Raw genomic sequence first — 17639 nt, forward strand, 5'->3', positions numbered from 1 at the left:
AAATTACTCTTCTTTTGCACCGCGCATCGCGCGTTTACGGTCGTTCTCAGTCAGGTGACGTTTACGGATACGGATAGAGGTCGGAGTGACTTCTACCAGTTCGTCGTCATCGATGAACTCCAGAGCCTGCTCCAGGGTCATCTTAACCGGCGGAACCAGAACCGTGGCTTCGTCAGTACCGGACGCACGCATGTTGGTCAGTTTCTTACCGGTCAGGCAGTTTACCGTCAGATCGTTAGAACGGCTGTGAATACCGATGATCTGGCCTTCGTAAACTTCCGCACCGTGACCGAGGAACAGCTTACCGCGATCCTGCAGACCGAACAGGGCGAACGCTACCGCTTTACCCTGACCGTTGGAGATCAACACGCCGTTGTTACGCTGGCCCACTTCGCCCGGACGAACGTCGTCGTAGTGGCTGAAGGTGGAGTACAGCAGACCGGTACCGGAGGTCATGGTCATGAACTCTGAACGGAAGCCGATCAGACCGCGGCTTGGGATCACGTAGTCGAGACGTACGCGGCCTTTTCCGTCCGGATTCATGTTTTTCAGGTCGCCTTTACGCTCGCCCAGCGCCTGCATAACAGAACCCTGGTGCTGCTCTTCGACGTCCAGCGTCACGTTCTCGAACGGCTCTTGTTTACGGCCGTCGATTTCACGGAAGATAACTTTCGGACGGGAAACCGCCATCTCGAAACCTTCACGACGCATGTTTTCAATCAGAACGGACAGGTGCAGTTCACCACGGCCGGAAACGCGGAACGCATCAGCGTCTTCGGTTTCTTCAACGCGCAGCGCCACGTTGTGCACCAGCTCTTTGTTCAGGCGGTCCAGAATCTGGCGAGAGGTAACGAACTTACCTTCTTTACCGCAGAACGGAGAGGTGTTGACGTTGAAGAACATGGAAACGGTCGGTTCATCGACGGACAGGGCCGGCAGCGCTTCGACATTCTGCGGGTCGCAGATGGTGTCGGAGATGTTCAGCTCGCCCAGACCGGTGATCGCGATGATGTCTCCAGCTTCAGCTACGTCGCTCTCGATACGCTCAAGACCCAGGTGGGTCAGTACTTTACCGACTTTACCGTTACGGGTTTTGCCTTCGCTATCGATGATAGTGACCTGCTGGTTCGGCTTCACTTTACCGCGTTTGATGCGGCCGATGCCGATGACGCCAACGTAGTTGTTGTAGTCCAGCTGGGAGATCTGCATCTGCAGCGGACCGTCAAGGTCAACGTCCGGCGCCGGCACGCGATCGACAATCGCCTGGTACAGCGGGGTCATGTCTTCAGCCATGTCTTCGTGGTCCAGACCCGCGATACCGTTCAGCGCGGACGCGTAAACGATCGGGAAGTCCAGCTGTTCGTCGGTCGCGTCGAGGTTAACGAACAGGTCGAACACCTGATCGACAACCCAGTCCGGACGCGCGCCCGGGCGGTCAACTTTGTTGATGACCACGATCGGCTTCAGACCGTGGGCAAAAGCTTTTTTGGTCACGAAGCGCGTTTGCGGCATCGGGCCATCAAAGGCATCTACCACCAGCAGCACAGAGTCAACCATGGACATAACACGCTCAACTTCACCTCCGAAGTCGGCGTGCCCTGGGGTATCAACGATGTTGATACGGTAATCATTCCATTTGATTGCGGTGTTTTTCGCGAGGATGGTAATCCCACGCTCTTTCTCCAAATCGTTGGAGTCCATCACACGTTCTTGTGCTTCAGTACGTGCGTCGAACGTACCGGATTGCTGTAGCAGCTTGTCAACCAGGGTAGTTTTACCATGGTCAACGTGCGCGATGATGGCGATATTACGCAGATTTTCGATCACAACTTTGCCTCAGGCATTAGAAATAGCGCGTTATTGTACACGTATTAAGCGAAGGACTGAACAGGATCACAAACATCCTCCGCAAACAAGTATTGCAGAGTTTCTTTGTGACCGCTTTCACGGAGCGATAAAAGGGCACCGTAACAAAAATTGCACCAAAATGGTGCTCAATGTTCACATTGAGGCACTATTTTGGTGCATTATCTCCATCATGGTGCAGTCCTTTTGCACTATGGTGCGCATGATACAGCGTTTTATAGGGCATTTAAAAGTTGGCACAGATTTCGCTTTATATTTTTTAAGGCAACAACGCCACTTTTAAGCAGTATGAAGTTTTCGTTACCACGACGACAATGACCAATCCGGGAGAGTTTAAGTATGTCCGCTGAACACGTTTTGACGATGCTGAACGAGCACGAAGTGAAGTTTGTCGATCTGCGCTTCACCGATACCAAAGGTAAAGAACAGCACGTCACGATTCCGTCTCATCAGGTAAATGCCGAATTCTTCGAAGAAGGCAAAATGTTTGATGGCTCCTCGATTGGTGGCTGGAAAGGTATCAACGAATCTGACATGGTCCTGATGCCGGACGCTTCCACCGCGGTCATTGACCCGTTCTACGAAGAACCGACCCTGATCATCCGCTGCGATATCCTCGAGCCAGGCACCCTGCAGGGCTATGACCGTGACCCGCGCTCCATCGCGAAACGCGCTGAAGAGTACCTGCGCGCCACCGGCATCGCTGACACCGTCCTGTTTGGGCCAGAACCAGAATTCTTCCTGTTCGACGACATCCGTTTCGGCGCCTCTATCTCCGGCTCCCATGTCGCGATCGATGACATCGAAGGTGCGTGGAACTCCTCCACCAAATACGAAGGCGGTAACAAAGGTCACCGTCCGGGCGTGAAAGGGGGTTACTTCCCGGTTCCGCCAGTAGACTCTTCTCAGGATATCCGTTCCACCATGTGTATGATCATGGAAGAGATGGGCCTGGTTGTTGAAGCTCACCACCACGAAGTGGCTACCGCAGGTCAGAACGAAGTGGCAACCCGCTTCAACACCATGACCAAAAAAGCGGACGAAATTCAGATTTACAAATACGTTGTTCACAACGTCGCTCACCGCTTTGGTAAAACCGCGACCTTTATGCCGAAACCGATGTTCGGCGATAACGGCTCCGGCATGCACTGCCATATGTCTCTGGCGAAGAACGGCACCAACCTGTTCTCCGGCGACAAATACGCAGGTCTGTCTGAGCAGGCGCTGTTCTACATCGGCGGCGTAATCAAACACGCTAAAGCCATCAACGCCCTGGCGAACCCGACCACCAACTCCTACAAGCGTCTGGTCCCGGGTTACGAAGCGCCGGTTATGCTGGCTTACTCTGCCCGTAACCGCTCTGCCTCCATCCGTATTCCGGTGGTGACCTCTCCGAAAGCGCGTCGTATCGAAGTGCGCTTCCCGGACCCGGCTGCCAACCCGTACCTGTGCTTTGCGGCGCTGCTGATGGCTGGCCTTGATGGTATCAAGAACAAAATCCATCCGGGCGAAGCAATGGACAAAAACCTGTACGACCTGCCGCCGGAAGAAGCGAAAGAGATCCCGCAGGTTGCCGGTTCTCTGGAAGAAGCCCTGCAGGCCCTGGATGCTGACCGCGAGTTCCTGACAGCTGGCGGCGTATTCACTAATGACGCTATCGATGCTTACATCGCCCTGCGTCTGGAAGAGAACGACCGCGTACGCATGACTCCGCATCCGGTTGAGTTCGAACTGTACTACAGCGTCTAATTTTGCTGTAAATCCAGGGTATGTCGTGTTGTGGCGCGGGATGCCCGGGATATTTTGTTGCCGTGGAAACTTTCAGCCCATCTCAGGATGGGCTTTTTTCTCCACCAACACGCTGATCTCGCGAGCTTTTTACCGATAAAAAGCTATACTGCACTAAATTGGTGCACTCTTTTTCAGGAGACTGTCGAATGGCAACAGGCACACTGCCCGATGCTGGGCAGATCCTTAACTCTCTTATCAACAGTATCTTACTGGTCGATGACGACCTGGCGGTGCACTTTGCCAATCCTGCGGCCCAGCAGCTGCTGGCGCAGAGTTCGCGCAAACTGTTTGGCACCCCGTTACCTGAGCTGTTGAGCTATTTCTCATTGAATATCGGGCTGATGCAGGAGAGTCTGCAGGCGGGCCAGGGTTTTACCGATAACGAAGTGACGCTGGTTATCGATGGCCGCTCGCATATCCTGTCGCTGACCGCCCAGCGGCTGCCGGAAGGCTTTATTCTGCTGGAAATGGCGCCGATGGATAACCAGCGCCGCCTGAGCCAGGAGCAGCTGCAGCACGCGCAGCAGGTCGCCGCCCGCGATCTGGTCCGCGGCCTGGCGCACGAGATTAAAAACCCGTTAGGCGGCCTGCGCGGCGCGGCACAGCTGCTCAGCAAAGCCCTGCCCGACCCGGCGCTAACGGAATATACCAAAGTGATCATCGAGCAGGCCGACCGGCTGAGAAATCTGGTCGATCGCCTGCTCGGGCCACAGCATCCGGGCATGCACGTTACCGAAAGCATCCACAAGGTCGCCGAACGGGTAGTGAAACTGGTCTCGATGGAGTTGCCGGACAACGTGAAGTTGATCCGTGATTACGACCCCAGCCTACCGGAACTCCCCCACGACCCGGATCAAATTGAACAGGTGTTGCTGAACATCGTCCGTAATGCGCTGCAGGCGCTGGGGCCGGAAGGGGGCGAAATTGTTCTCCGTACCCGGACCGCTTTCCAGCTGACGCTGCACGGGGTGCGTTATCGCCTCGCCGCCCGTATTGACGTCGAAGATAATGGCCCGGGTATTCCGCCCCAGCTCCAGGATACGTTGTTTTATCCGATGGTCAGCGGCCGCGAAGGCGGTACCGGCCTGGGCTTATCTATCGCCCGCAGCCTTATCGATCAGCACTCCGGCAAAATTGAATTCACCAGCTGGCCGGGTCATACCGAATTTTCGGTATACCTGCCTATTCGGAAGTAGAGGTGTTTATGCAACGAGGGATAGCCTGGATCGTTGATGACGATAGCTCCATCCGCTGGGTGCTTGAACGCGCGCTCACCGGAGCCGGCTTGAGCTGCACAACGTTCGAAAGCGGCAATGAGGTGCTAGATGCCCTCACCACCAAAACCCCGGATGTACTGCTGTCAGATATCCGTATGCCGGGAATGGATGGCCTGGCGCTGCTCAAACAGATTAAGCAGCGTCATCCAATGCTTCCGGTCATCATAATGACCGCGCATTCCGATCTGGACGCTGCGGTCAGCGCTTATCAACAAGGCGCGTTTGATTATCTGCCCAAACCTTTTGATATCGATGAAGCCGTCGCCCTCGTCGACCGGGCGATTAGCCACTATCAGGAGCAGCAGCAGCCGCGAAATGCGCCGATAAGCAGCCCCACCGCCGATATCATTGGCGAGGCGCCGGCCATGCAGGATGTCTTTCGCATTATTGGCCGTCTGTCGCGCTCATCCATCAGCGTGCTGATCAATGGCGAATCCGGTACCGGTAAAGAGCTTGTCGCTCATGCCCTGCATCGTCATAGCCCGCGCTCAAAAGCGCCATTTATCGCGCTGAATATGGCGGCGATCCCCAAGGACCTGATCGAATCGGAACTGTTTGGGCATGAAAAAGGGGCCTTTACCGGCGCCAATACCGTCCGTCAGGGTCGCTTTGAACAGGCTGACGGCGGCACGCTGTTCCTGGATGAAATTGGCGATATGCCGCTGGATGTCCAGACTCGCCTGCTGCGCGTTCTGGCGGATGGCCAGTTTTATCGCGTGGGCGGTTACGCGCCGGTGAAAGTCGATGTGCGGATCATCGCCGCCACCCACCAGAATCTGGAGCAGCGGGTGCAGGAGGGGAAATTCCGTGAAGATTTATTCCACCGCCTGAACGTGATCCGGGTGCATTTGCCGCCGCTGCGCGAGCGTCGGGAAGATATTCCTCGTCTGGCCCGCCATTTTCTGCAGATTGCCGCCCGCGAGCTAGGTGTTGAAGCCAAACAGCTGCATCCGGAAACGGAGACAGCGCTGACCCGCCTGGCGTGGCCGGGCAACGTTCGCCAGCTGGAAAACACCTGTCGCTGGCTCACCGTCATGGCCGCCGGCCAGGAGGTGCTGACGCAGGATCTGCCGAGCGAACTGTTTGAGACCACCATTCCTGATAGCCCGACGCAGATGCAGCCAGACAGCTGGGCGACGCTGCTGGGTCAGTGGGCCGATCGTGCGCTGCGCTCCGGTCATCAAAACCTGCTCTCAGAAGCGCAACCCGAAATGGAACGCACGCTGCTGACAACCGCCCTGCGTCATACTCAAGGACATAAACAGGAGGCTGCGCGCCTGCTGGGATGGGGTCGTAATACCCTGACGCGTAAGCTAAAAGAGTTGGGTATGGAGTAGGGTTTAACGGCGTGATGAAAAATAGCCGATCAGCGCAAAGTGCTGCTATTTTGTACTTTACTGTTCCGATGAGTTGAGTATGATCGTGCCCGGCATTAGGGGAGAGCATCATGTTTGAATCACTGGTGAGTATGATATCGAGCGGCGCCGCTGCGAGTCACACGCCGCAAACGGCAGTCGCTGCCGTGCTGTGCGCTGCGCTGGTCGGGCTGTTCAGCTAATTGTTCCCCCTCTCCTGCGGGAGAGGGGGAAAACATTAAATCACCCGTGAGAACTGCTGCATCCGAGCCTTTTGCCGGAGATAGGCATCAAAGCACATGCAGATGTTGCGGATCAGCAGGCGGCCTTTCGCCGTTACCTGGATAGCCTTACTCTCCACCACCACCAGCCCGTCATGCGCCAGCGGCGCCAGCAGTTTCAGGTCCTCGGCAAAATAAGTCTGAAAATCCACGGCCCACTGCGCTTCGACGGCATCAATATCCAGACGGAAGTTACAGATCAACGCCTTAATCACGTCGCGACGCAAACAGTCGTCACGGGTTAACGCGATCCCGCGCCACAGGGCGTTCCCTTGCTCTGCCACCTGCTGGTAGTACTGCTTCAGCTCTTTTTGGTTCTGAGCGTAGCTGTCGCCAATCATGCTGATCGCAGACACGCCCATCCCCAGCAAATCGGTATCGCCCTGAGTGGTGTAGCCCTGGAAATTGCGATGCAGTACGCCGTGACGTTGCGCGACCGCTAATTCATCATCAGGACGCGCGAAGTGGTCCATGCCGATAAACTGATAGCCCGCCGCCATCAGCGAGCCGATGGTCTCCTGGAGGATCTCCAGCTTCTGTTCAGCGGAGGGCAGATCGGCATCTTTAATTTTGCGCTGTGCGGCAAAGAGCGTGGGCAGATGCGCGTAGTTAAACACGCTCAGGCGGTCAGGGTTGAGCTCGGCGACCTTTTGCAGGGTGAAGGCAAAGCTCTCCGGCGTTTGCTTCGGCAGGCCGTAGATGAGGTCGATATTGGTCGAAGTAAATCCAATCTCCCGCGCATGGCGAAGCAAGTCAAAGATGAACGCTTCGTCCTGCTCGCGGTTAACCAGACGCTGAACCTCTTTATTGAAGTCCTGCACACCCATACTCAGGCGGTTGAAACCCTCAGCGCGTAAATGATCGAGGACATCCAGCTCGATTTCACGCGGATCGACCTCGATAGAGATCTCGGCTTCGGCGCTGAAATGAAAATGGGTACGCAACAGATCCATCAGGCGACTGATTTGCGCCTTATTGAGATAGGTCGGCGTGCCGCCTCCCCAGTGCAGTTGTTTAACCTGACGGTTGGCAAACAGCGGCGCGCGGTGGATGATCTCCTGTTCAAGGAGATCGAGATACTGATCGGCCTTATGCTGCTGGCGAGTGACGATCTTATTGCAGCCGCAGAAATAACACAGCTTATGGCAAAACGGGATATGCACATACAGCGACAGGGGACGCTGTGGGTAACGGGCCACAGCGGCATCGAATTCCGCCGCGCCGAATTGTGGTGAAAACTCCAGCGCGGTGGGATACGAGGTATAGCGCGGCCCGGAATAGTTATATTTCTGGATCAGGGCCAGATCCCAGTCGATTATCTGCTCAGACATGCTCACTCCTTCCGATGGTGCCGCCGACGGGTACGCCGTCCCGGCCCCACCGCACCGCGGGTCATGAGCCGGTTGCGCAGCCATTTCTGACGCCGCGACAACCGTCGTAGTTTAACGAATAACCACAGCAGATAACATATAACCAGAAGGGTTATAAGCAGTACCGGGGATCCGATGGGATGCAAATGTTAGTTTCCACCCTTCAGCAGACGCATCATATCTTCCTGACGCTCTTCCTCTTCTTCATCTTCGTCATCGTAAGAGAGGCCGAGCTGCTGCATCAGCTCATCAATACGATCCAGTTTGGCATCCACCCAGCTCTGCTCTTCTGCATTCAGGGTACCGCCCTCTTCCAGACGTTCCAGCAGCGCGTCCAGGCGCTCATCATTCTCCAGCAACTCCAGCTCAGCCTGCGGTGAAAGCATAGGTTTCTCGCTCTTTGGTTTATGCTGCTTAGGAGCTGGAGCGCTGCTTTCGCTCACGCCCAGCGGGATTGGTTTTTTGCTGCCCACGCGCGGATCTTGCGCCTGGCGCTGTTTTTTACCCGCTGAAGCCGCATCGCCGCCGTTCGCGCGACTTCCTGCCGCGTGGCCACGATGTTTCTTCTGCCGTTTGCGATCGCGAGCTTCCTGATTTAACTCTTCACGCGACTTGCGGCCGGATTTGCCACGGGTGGCGGATGTCGGTTTTTTCATGGTGTGTAATCTTCAGACAGTATTATTCAGTATAGAATTGAGGCGGAATCTAGCAGAAAGCAAGCAAAGAAAAAAGGCGACAGATTACTCTGTCGCCTTTTTCCTCACTGACCACCCTTAACGGGCTCTTCTTTCCCTGTTCGCTAACGACTTACCCTGTCTTTCCCTTAGCGTCCAACGGTCCCTGTTTCTTCCTTTTCCCTTTGAAACGTTTCCAAAACGCGTGTCATCCTGACAATCCTGTGGTCTTCGCCTCCTGGCGCTTCCTGACCCCTCGTCCTGAGTCCTCATCCTTTTCAGCATCCTCGCCGTTGTGTATTACTTTACCGTGTTGACAAAAATCGACAACCAGTCTGGCCGTTAAAAATCTACTTTCAGATTTCTCTATTTTTATAATTTATTTACTTTCATATGGTTATGATTTATTGGCCTTATTTTTCTCAGGCATGTCCTATACGAAGAATAGCCAATGTCTCACAAAGTGCATGGTTTTTACTTACAGAACCAGCGTGCGGTAAAAACAGCCTTTTTCTGCTGTTCAGGTATAATCCCTGCCATAGCCTGTTTTAACGGAGACGACCGTCTTGACCAACTGGAATTATCAACTGACGCACTTTGTCACCAGCGCGCCAGATATCCGCCATCTTCCTGCCGATACTGGTATTGAAGTGGCATTCGCCGGCCGCTCCAATGCGGGAAAATCCAGCGCACTGAATACGCTGACCAACCAGAAAAGCCTGGCGCGGACCTCCAAAACGCCCGGACGTACACAGCTGATTAACCTGTTCGAAGTTGCCGAAGGCAAACGCCTGGTCGACCTGCCCGGCTATGGTTATGCGCAAGTCCCGGAAGAGATGAAGATCAAGTGGCAGCGCGCGCTGGGAGAATACCTGGAAAAACGTCTGTGCCTGAAGGGCCTGGTGGTTCTGATGGACATTCGCCACCCGCTTAAAGATCTCGATCAGCAGATGATCCAATGGGCGGTAGAAAGCGATATTCAGGTGCTGGTGCTGCTGACCAAAGCCGATAAGCTCGCCAGCGGCGCGCGTAAAGCGCAAGTGAATATGGTGCGTGAAGCGGTACTGGCCTTCAATGGCGATGTCCAGGTTGAACCCTTCTCCTCGCTGAAAAAATCTGGCGTGGATAAGCTGCGACAGAAGCTGGATAGCTGGTTTAACGAAATCCCGCCGCAGGAAGAAGAGCGCGCCGCAGACGAGTAATCGTCACGAACAGCCGGATAAGAGCGTACCGCGCCTTATCCGGGTTCCTCTCCAGAATCAAGCACAAGCGTGTCCTGTTCCTTTGCCACTTTTCTTTCGCGCAATAAAAAACGCCCCGGTCATAAATGACCGGGGCGGCTAAAATATTCAGCCAAATCCGATTACGTGAAGTAAAAGGTCTGAAAGATAGAACATCTTACCTCTGTACCCTACGCGAATAACTCTACTCTTCTTTCGCTCACGGATAAAGCATTTTTTGTAGTTTTTTTTCACTATTTACATAGCAAATTCAAATGATCCTCACAAAACTCTATAAGTTATGTTGCTTACTTACAGAAAATCGCGTTGCGCTTTGTATACTTAGTGCGCTTGATCCCAGTTTTCTCCGCTGCCCACTTCCACCAGCAACGGTACCGCCAGCGTAGTGCTGTTCTCCATCAGTTCGTGGATCTTTTTCGATACGGCATCGAGCTCATCTTTATGCACTTCAAAGACCAGTTCATCGTGAACCTGCATGATCATCCGCACGCGAGGCTTCTCGCTGCGCAGCCATTCATCAACGGCAATCATCGCCCGCTTGATGATATCCGCAGCCGTCCCCTGCATCGGGGCGTTAATCGCCGCACGTTCCGCACCGGCGCGACGAGCGCCATTGCTGGACTTGATATCCGGTAAATAGAGTCGACGGCCATCCAGCGTTTCAACATAACCTTGCTCCTTCGCCTGTGCGCGGGTGCGCTCCATATACTCCAGCACGCCCGGATAACGCTCGAAATAAAGATCCATGTACTTCTGCGCTTCTTTACGCGGGATGTTCAGCTGGCGGGCCAGGCCAAACGCGCTCATGCCATAGATCAGACCGAAGTTGATAGCTTTCGCACTGCGCCGCTGTTCGCTGCTGACGCTGTCCAGCGGTAAGCCAAACACTTCAGCCGCCGTCGCCCGGTGAATATCCTTCCCTTCCGCGAAGGCGGTCAGCAGGCCTTTATCCCGCGACAGGTGCGCCATAATGCGCAGCTCGATTTGCGAGTAGTCCGCCGAGACAATGACGTAATCTTCCGGCGCGATAAACGCCTGGCGAATACGGCGCCCTTCTTCGTTACGCACCGGAATATTTTGCAGGTTTGGATCGGTAGACGACAAACGGCCAGTGGCGGTAACCGCCTGATGATAGGAGGTATGCACGCGGCCCGTTTTGGGGTTAATCATCAGCGGCAGCTTATCGGTATAGGTCGACTTCAGCTTCGCCAGCCCACGGTACTCCAGAATCACTTTCGGCAACGGGTAATCGAGCGCCAGCTCTTCCAGTACCTCTTCAGAGGTTGACGGCGCGCCGCCCGGCGTCTTCTTCAGCGGTTTGATACCCTGTTTTTCAAACAGGATCGTTTGCAGCTGTTTGGTGGAGGAGAGATTAAACGCTTCCCCGGCGATCTCATGCGCCCGCTGCTCCAGCTCAACCAGGCGCTGGGCAATTTCCTGCGAGTGCGCATGCAGCACGGCGGGGTCGATTTTAACGCCATTGCGCTCAACGCGAGACAGCACCGGCACCAGCGGCATTTCAATGTGCTGGAAGATATTCAGCGGACCTTCATGCTGCTGCAGCTTCGGCCACATTTTCAGATGCAACTGAAGCGTGACGTCGGCGTCTTCCGCCGCGTAGCGACCAGCCTCTTCCAGCGCAATCTGGTTAAAGGTGAGCTGATTCTTACCCTTGCCAGCGATCTCTTCGAAGGTAATCGTTTTATGCTTCAGCCAGCGGTCGGAAAGACTGTCCATATCGTGGCGGCCCGCCACGCTGTCGAGAATGTAAGATTCCAGCATGGTATCGAACGCAATCCCGCGCAGCTCAATGTCGTAATTAGCCAAAATGCCGCGATCGTATTTGAGATTTTGCCCAACCTTGAGCAGCTTCTCATCCTCCAGCAGCGGTTTAAGCAGCGCCAGCACGCGCTCGCGCGGGATCTGGTCCGGCGCATCAAGGTAATCATGCGCTACCGGGACATAGGCGGCCACGCCCGGCTCAACAGCGAATGAAAGGCCGACCATGTTGGCAGAGATGTTATCCAGGCTGTCGGTTTCCGTATCAAAGGCAAAGAGCGGCGCCTGCTTCAGCTTATCGATCCAGGTGAGCAGCATGGCCTCATCAAGGATAGTGACATAGTGCTCTGCTGAAAGTGCAGTAGCGGCTTCAACCTCTTCTTCGGCTTCTGCCGCTGCTGCAGGCACTGCAGGTTTCGCAGCCGGTTTGCCCCCCTTCGCCTGCAGCCATTTCCCGGCTTCAACGTCGGTGGTCCAGCGCTTAAACTCATACTGTCTGAACAGCGCCAGCAGATCGTCTGCCGCCGGCGGCTGCACCTCAAGCTCTTCACAAGTGAGCTCCAGCTCGACGTCGGTTTTGATGGTCGCCAGCTGATAAGAGAGATAAGCCACCTCCTTGTTCTGCTCCAGCTTCGCCGCCATCGTTTTCGCGCCGCGGAAGCTCAGTTGAGCGATTTTCTCCGGTTCCGCATACAGCGTATCGAGGCCGCCAAGGCCTTGCAGTAGCGCCTGGGCGGTCTTTTCGCCCACGCCCGGCACGCCAGGAATGTTATCCGAGGAGTCGCCCATCAGCGCCAGGAAATCAATAATCAGCTCCGGCGGGACGCCGTATTTGGTAACCACCTCATCCGGCCCGAGGATAGTGTTGGTCATGGTATTGATCAGGGTGATCCCCGGCGTCACCAACTGGGCCATGTCTTTATCGCCGGTACTGATCAGCACCGGACGTCCGGCCCTTTCCGCTTCCCGCGCCAGGGTGCCAATCACATCGTCAGCTTCGACGCCCGGGACCGCCATCAGCGGCAGCCCCATCGCTTTCACCATCTTATGCAACGGCTCAATCTGCGCGCGCAGATCGTCCGGCATCGGCGGGCGATGAGATTTGTAATGTTCGAACAATTCATCACGGAAGGTTTTCCCTTTCGCATCAAAGACCACGACGGCATGAGTCGGTTGATACTGCAGAATCAAACTGCGCAGCATATTCAGTACGCCGTACATAGCCCCGGTGGGCTCCCCTGCGCTGTTAGTCAGCGGCGGAAACGCATGATACGCCCGATAAAGATAGGAGGAGCCGTCAACGAGGATGAGAGGGTTTTCTGGGATCTGAACCATAATTTCCGTGCCTGTTTATCAGATTATGGATAAAGGATGCCACAGACGGGCATCAAATCCTGAATTTTTCCCGCATTTCGCGGAAAAGATTCAACGATCGTCGCGATCGCGCGACAACTTAGCTTGTGGATAACTTTGTGCATAGTTTTACAACGTCAGCTTATCCGCCCCGGGAAATAAATGAATAAATAGTATTAATTACTATTTATCAATCACTTAAAAACAGATCAACGATCCTGGCATTAATTTGATGACCTAATCTTCCATGTGGATAGAAGATCCTTGTTTTTTTCTGTTCTGGTAAGACCCGTCATTTGCCGCGTTTTCTGGTAAAATCAGCCCCTTGCGCAGCTTAAAGGCGCTCTTTGTCAGCCTAACTTTCTGAATAAACTAACTATGTCGAGATTACTCGCTGCGATAACACTTCCGCTGAGTATCGCCTTAACCATCTTAGTCACCGTTATCTGCTCTGTACCGATCATCGTCGCCGGGCTGATTAAACTGCTGGTCCCCATTCCAGCGGTATGGCGCTCTATATCCGTTTTTTGCAATTTTATGATGTACTGCTGGTGCGAAGGGCTGGCGCTGCTGTTGCATCTCAATCCCTGGCTAAAATGGGACGTCCAGGGTCTGGAAGGCCTGAACAAAAAGAACTGGTATCTGCTGATCAGCAACCACCACAGCTGGGCAGATATCGTGGTGCTGTGCGTACTGTTCCGCAAGCATATTCCGATGAATAAGTACTTCCTTAAACAGCAGCTGGCGTGGGTACCGTTCATCGGTCTCGCCTGCTGGGCGCTGGATATGCCTTTTATGCGCCGCTATTCGCGTAGCTATCTTATTCGTCACCCGGAACGCCGTGGTAAAGATGTCGAAACCACCCGCCGTTCATGTGAGAAATTCCGCTCACATCCGACGACTATCGTCAATTTCGTGGAAGGCTCGCGTTTTACCGACGCAAAAAAGCGCGAGACGCGCTCCCCTTACCACAATCTTTTACCACCGAAAGCGGCAGGTATTGCCATGGCGCTCAATGTTCTCGGTTCGCAGTTCGATAAACTGCTGAACGTTACGCTGTGCTACCCGGAAAATAATGCAAGGCCGTTTTACGACATGTTAAGCGGCCGACTGACGCGCATTGTGGTTCGTATCAATCTGGTACCGATTGGCGAAGAGCTACACGGCGATTACGTCAACGATAAGAACTTTAAGCGTGGCTTCCAGCGCTGGCTGAATGGGCTGTGGGAAGAGAAAGACCGTCAGTTAACTGACATCATGCGGGACAAAGAAAGGGCGCCACGGTAAAGCAGATAGAGTAACGCCGGTCAGTGACCGGCGTTTTTTTTATTTCTTCTCAACCAGCTGCTTCACGGTATCCGCATACTGAGCGACGAAGACATCCATATTGCTGGTGTCCATCCCCTGCGGGTTCAGCTGGTACTTACCATTGACGTACATAGCCGGTACCCCCTGCAGCTGCAGATCGGCTGCCGCTTTCTCCTGCTGAGCGACCAGAGATTTCACCACGAAGCTGTTCCATGCGGCATCGTAGTCTTCCCCTTTCACGCCAGCGTCGACGAACACTTTACGAATGTCAGCCAGGCTCTGCACGGTCTGGTTTTTCTGCACCGCTTCGAACATCGGCGCCGTAATTTTATCTTCAACGCCCAGCGCGATGGCAACAGCCCATGCCTGCGTCAGCTCCTTGCCCAGCGGCCCCAGGAACTCGACGTGGTATTTGGTCATTTTGGTGCCTTCTGGCAGTTTCTGGCGCACGCTGTCAGAGACATGCAGCACTTCTTCAAACTGATAGCAGTGCGGGCAGTAGAATGAAAAGAACTCAAGCACCTGTGGCTCGCCAGCAACCGGCTTATCAAGGGTGATGTACTGCTTGCCGTCGGTGATCTGGGCAGCGGATGCACTAAAAGCCAGAATCATACCAGCCAGCGCCAGCCAAACTTTTTTCATGATTTACTCTCTCCTGGATATATCACATTAATACATTGGCGTTAACTGAAGCGGGGGTTCCTGTAGAACCTTCACCTGCTCGAGAAAAGTAGACGTCTGCCCTCGCCAGTAATCCTCCCCGGTTAACCAGGGGAAATTAACCGGGAAAGCCGGATCGTCCCAGCGTCTGAGCAACCACGCCAGATAATAAACCAGTCGCATGGCGCGTAAAGGTTCAATAAGCGCGATTTCATCGCTGTTAAAGGGGCTGAATTCCTCATAGGCCTCGACGATGGTCTCCAGCTGCATACGCTGTTCAGCCTTATCGCCGTTGAGCAGCATCCACAGATCCTGAATCGCCGGGCCGGTTCGCGCATCGTCTAAGTCAACAAACAGCGGCCCATCGCGCCAGAGGATATTGCCTGCATGGCAGTCACCATGCAGGCGCAAAGTAGTCCCGCCACCGTGCCATTGGGTCATGACGGCAGCGATAAGTTTATCGGTCGCCTTCAGGAAATCGGCCTTCAGGCCTGACGGGATAAGCGTCGACTGTTCAAATACCTGGCGCGGTTCCAGCAGATACTCCTGCACGCCAATCTCCGGACGCGCAGAAAAGCGCTGTTTGCGCCCGGTCTGGTGCAGGCGCCCAAGATAACGGCCAACCCACTCCATCTGATCAAGGTTATCCGCCTCGAACTGTCGGCCGCCAAGGCTTGGGAAAACGGCAAAATAAAATCCCTGATGCTGATGAAGCGTACTGTCGTTAAATAACAGCGGCGCAGCAACGGGCACTTCATCTTCTACAAGCTGAAGCGCAAACTGGTGTTCTTCAAGGATCTGCGCTGCCGACCAGCGCTCAGGACGATAGAACTTCACCACATAGCGATGACGCTCTTCGTCCTGGAACTGATAAACGCGGTTCTCATAGCTGTTCAGCGGGGTAAGACCGGAGTCCACCCGCATACCCAGATCGAATAATCCATCGATAATGGTATCCGGGCGAAGCGTCTGAAAAGTAAAAGCCTTATCGTGCATCCTGACATCCGATAATCGTACGAATAGTTCAGGATATCATCTCATTGCGCTTTACGCGGCAGCGCTTACAACCTTTTACTCTTTTATTACGCCGCGGGCGCGCAACAGCGCGGTTTTAAAGTCCTCTTCATAATCCTTCTGAATACCCGGGATGACAGCATCTTTTGAAGAATCACGCATCTTCAGGTGATAGATCAGAATATCGTCGGAAAGATCGCTCAGTTCGCCATCATAGCCGGCCTCTTTCGCCAGCTTCTGCAAAAATTGCATCAGGTTCAGTTCAGGCTCTTTCTGCCAGGCGGGCTGGAGGAGTTCAATTACTTCATTCAGACGTTTACATTTCATGGTCATGCTCCTTACTCTTGATAGGGACAAGTTAACAGGGTCAATCCCACAATGAAAGAGGCGATATTCATATGCAAAGCGAGGCGATAACCGGCGTCGTGCTGGCGGGCGGCAGGGCCACGCGAATGGGCGGCATTGATAAAGGATTACAGTTGCTCAATGGACGTCCTCTCTGGCGACACGTCGCGGAGGCATTAGCTCCGCAGGTAGATGAGTTAGTGATTAGCGCCAACCGTCACCTTACGCAGTGGCAAGCCAGTGGATATCCGGTGTTTCGTGATACGCAGGCGGGGTACCCGGGTCCTTTAGCCGGTATGCTTGCCGTGATGCAGCAGGTCGCGAGTCCATGGTTTGTTTTTTGCCCCTGCGACACGCCCTTCATTCCGTCATTTTTAGTTGAGCGCTTTATCCAGCAAAAAAGCGCTGCGCCGGTGGTTTGGGCCCATGACGGCGAACGGGATCATCCCGCCGTTGCGCTGGCGCATCGGCAAATTATTCCGCATCTGGAGGCCTATCTTGCCAGCGGCGAACGCCGGGTAATGGTGTTCATGCGCCAGATGGGCGGCCATCCGGTTAGCTTCAGCGAGGTAAAATCGGCTTTTATGAATGTGAATACGCTCGAGGATTTGCAACGTATGCAGGAGCCATCATGATCCCGCTATTAGCGATTGCCGCCTGGAGCGGTACAGGGAAAACGACATTATTAAAGCGTCTCATTCCTGAGCTGTGCGCTCAAGGATTACGCCCTGGTCTGATCAAGCATACCCATCATGATATGGACGTGGATAAGCCGGGCAAAGATAGCTATGAATTGCGCAAGGCGGGCGCTGCGCAAACCATTGTCGCCAGCGAACAGCGGTGGGCGCTGATGACCGAAACACCCGAGAAGCCGGAATTAGATCTCACATGGCTGGTCAGTCGAATGGATGCCAGCAGACTGGACCTTGTTTTGGTCGAGGGTTTCAAGCATGAAGCAGTGCCTAAGATCCTGCTTTTCCGGCAAAACAGCGGCCATCGTGTGGAAGAGTTAACGATGGATGATCATACGATCGCCGTGGCCAGCGATGTATCGATCGCGACCTCACTTCCGCTGTTGGATTTAAATAATATTCCGCAGATTGCGACATTTATTGTCGGCTGGTTAGCGAAGCAGTAGCAGGACTTCAGGCGATATTTTTCCCTGAGTCAGTGCTGCATATCTTGTCCGCGCCACAGGGGCGTAGCCCCATGTCAGATCCGTAGCCCCGGTAAGCGCAGCGCCACCGGGGGAAGCATGTCGGCACCCTCGCCGGAGGACAAAAACGCAAAAAAGCTCAGTCTTTCGACTGAGCTTTCTGCTTTAT

The 17639-nt window shown here is 54.3% G+C and carries 15 protein-coding genes; 8 read left to right on the plus strand and 7 right to left on the minus strand.

Features of this window, described 5'->3' with window-relative positions:
- Positions 1-3 precede the first annotated feature (3 nt).
- Positions 4-1827, minus strand: coding sequence for a ribosome-dependent GTPase TypA (typA, locus tag ABLV52_RS25040; protein ID WP_023291496.1), 1824 nt, complete (start codon positions 1825-1827; stop codon positions 4-6).
- 378 nt (positions 1828-2205) lie between these two features.
- Between typA and glnA the strand changes: the two genes are divergently transcribed.
- The 4 genes from glnA to ABLV52_RS25060 all read left to right on the plus strand — a co-directional run bounded on the left by glnA (position 2206) and on the right by ABLV52_RS25060 (position 6492).
- Positions 2206-3615 (plus strand): glutamate--ammonia ligase, encoded by a 1410-nt coding sequence (glnA, locus tag ABLV52_RS25045; RefSeq protein WP_004203622.1) that lies wholly within the window; start codon positions 2206-2208, stop codon positions 3613-3615.
- 188 nt (positions 3616-3803) lie between these two features.
- A complete protein-coding gene (glnL, locus tag ABLV52_RS25050; protein WP_004203621.1) occupies positions 3804-4853 on the plus strand; it encodes a nitrogen regulation protein NR(II) in 1050 nt (349 codons plus the stop codon).
- 8 nt (positions 4854-4861) lie between these two features.
- Positions 4862-6271: a nitrogen regulation protein NR(I) gene (gene glnG, locus ABLV52_RS25055; RefSeq protein ID WP_002882749.1), complete on the plus strand. Its 1410-nt coding sequence runs from the start codon at positions 4862-4864 to the stop codon at positions 6269-6271.
- 110 nt (positions 6272-6381) lie between these two features.
- A complete protein-coding gene (locus ABLV52_RS25060) occupies positions 6382-6492 on the plus strand; it encodes a YshB family small membrane protein (protein ID WP_004152951.1) in 111 nt (36 codons plus the stop codon).
- A 35-nt stretch (positions 6493-6527) separates the two neighbouring features.
- Here ABLV52_RS25060 and hemN read toward each other — a convergent pair whose 3' ends face one another.
- A complete protein-coding gene (gene hemN / locus ABLV52_RS25065; RefSeq protein ID WP_348891047.1) occupies positions 6528-7901 on the minus strand; it encodes an oxygen-independent coproporphyrinogen III oxidase in 1374 nt (457 codons plus the stop codon).
- Positions 7902-8089: 188 nt separating this feature from the next.
- The gene (gene yihI / locus ABLV52_RS25070; protein WP_002882743.1) at positions 8090-8596 is read right to left on the minus strand and encodes a Der GTPase-activating protein YihI; all 507 of its coding nucleotides are present in this window, start codon (positions 8594-8596) and stop codon (positions 8090-8092) included.
- Positions 8597-9180: 584 nt separating this feature from the next.
- On the opposite strand from yihI, the gene yihA reads away from it, so the two are divergent.
- Positions 9181-9816, plus strand: a complete 636-nt coding sequence (gene yihA, locus ABLV52_RS25075; protein WP_023291493.1) for a ribosome biogenesis GTP-binding protein YihA/YsxC — start codon at positions 9181-9183, stop codon at positions 9814-9816.
- A 360-nt stretch (positions 9817-10176) separates the two neighbouring features.
- On the opposite strand, the gene polA is transcribed toward yihA, so the two are convergent.
- A complete protein-coding gene (gene polA / locus ABLV52_RS25080; protein WP_348891048.1) occupies positions 10177-12969 on the minus strand; it encodes a DNA polymerase I in 2793 nt (930 codons plus the stop codon).
- A gap of 396 nt (positions 12970-13365) precedes the next feature.
- Here polA and ABLV52_RS25085 point away from each other — a divergent pair, with 396 nt between their 5' ends.
- Entirely contained in the window at positions 13366-14274 is a 909-nt protein-coding gene (locus ABLV52_RS25085; RefSeq protein WP_060591356.1) for an acyltransferase, read from the plus strand.
- A gap of 39 nt (positions 14275-14313) precedes the next feature.
- On the opposite strand, the gene dsbA is transcribed toward ABLV52_RS25085, so the two are convergent.
- From dsbA to ABLV52_RS25100, 3 genes are all read right to left on the minus strand, one after another.
- On the minus strand, positions 14314-14937 hold the full coding sequence (gene dsbA / locus ABLV52_RS25090; protein WP_004203613.1) for a thiol:disulfide interchange protein DsbA: 624 nt from the start codon (positions 14935-14937) through the stop codon (positions 14314-14316).
- A gap of 27 nt (positions 14938-14964) precedes the next feature.
- Positions 14965-15951, minus strand: coding sequence for a serine/threonine protein kinase (locus ABLV52_RS25095; protein ID WP_004203612.1), 987 nt, complete (start codon positions 15949-15951; stop codon positions 14965-14967).
- Positions 15952-16026: 75 nt separating this feature from the next.
- The gene (locus ABLV52_RS25100) at positions 16027-16296 is read right to left on the minus strand and encodes a YihD family protein (RefSeq protein WP_002882612.1); all 270 of its coding nucleotides are present in this window, start codon (positions 16294-16296) and stop codon (positions 16027-16029) included.
- 71 nt (positions 16297-16367) lie between these two features.
- Here ABLV52_RS25100 and mobA point away from each other — a divergent pair, with 71 nt between their 5' ends.
- Positions 16368-16949 (plus strand): molybdenum cofactor guanylyltransferase MobA, encoded by a 582-nt coding sequence (gene mobA / locus ABLV52_RS25105; protein WP_023291489.1) that lies wholly within the window; start codon positions 16368-16370, stop codon positions 16947-16949.
- Positions 16946-17452, plus strand: coding sequence for a molybdopterin-guanine dinucleotide biosynthesis protein MobB (mobB, locus tag ABLV52_RS25110; protein ID WP_023291488.1), 507 nt, complete (start codon positions 16946-16948; stop codon positions 17450-17452). The genes mobA and mobB overlap by 4 nt, the downstream gene beginning before the upstream one ends.
- Positions 17453-17639 lie beyond the last annotated feature (187 nt).

The organism is Klebsiella sp. GB_Kp056 (genome assembly GCF_040064755.1).
GTDB lineage: Bacteria > Pseudomonadota > Gammaproteobacteria > Enterobacterales > Enterobacteriaceae > Klebsiella > Klebsiella quasipneumoniae.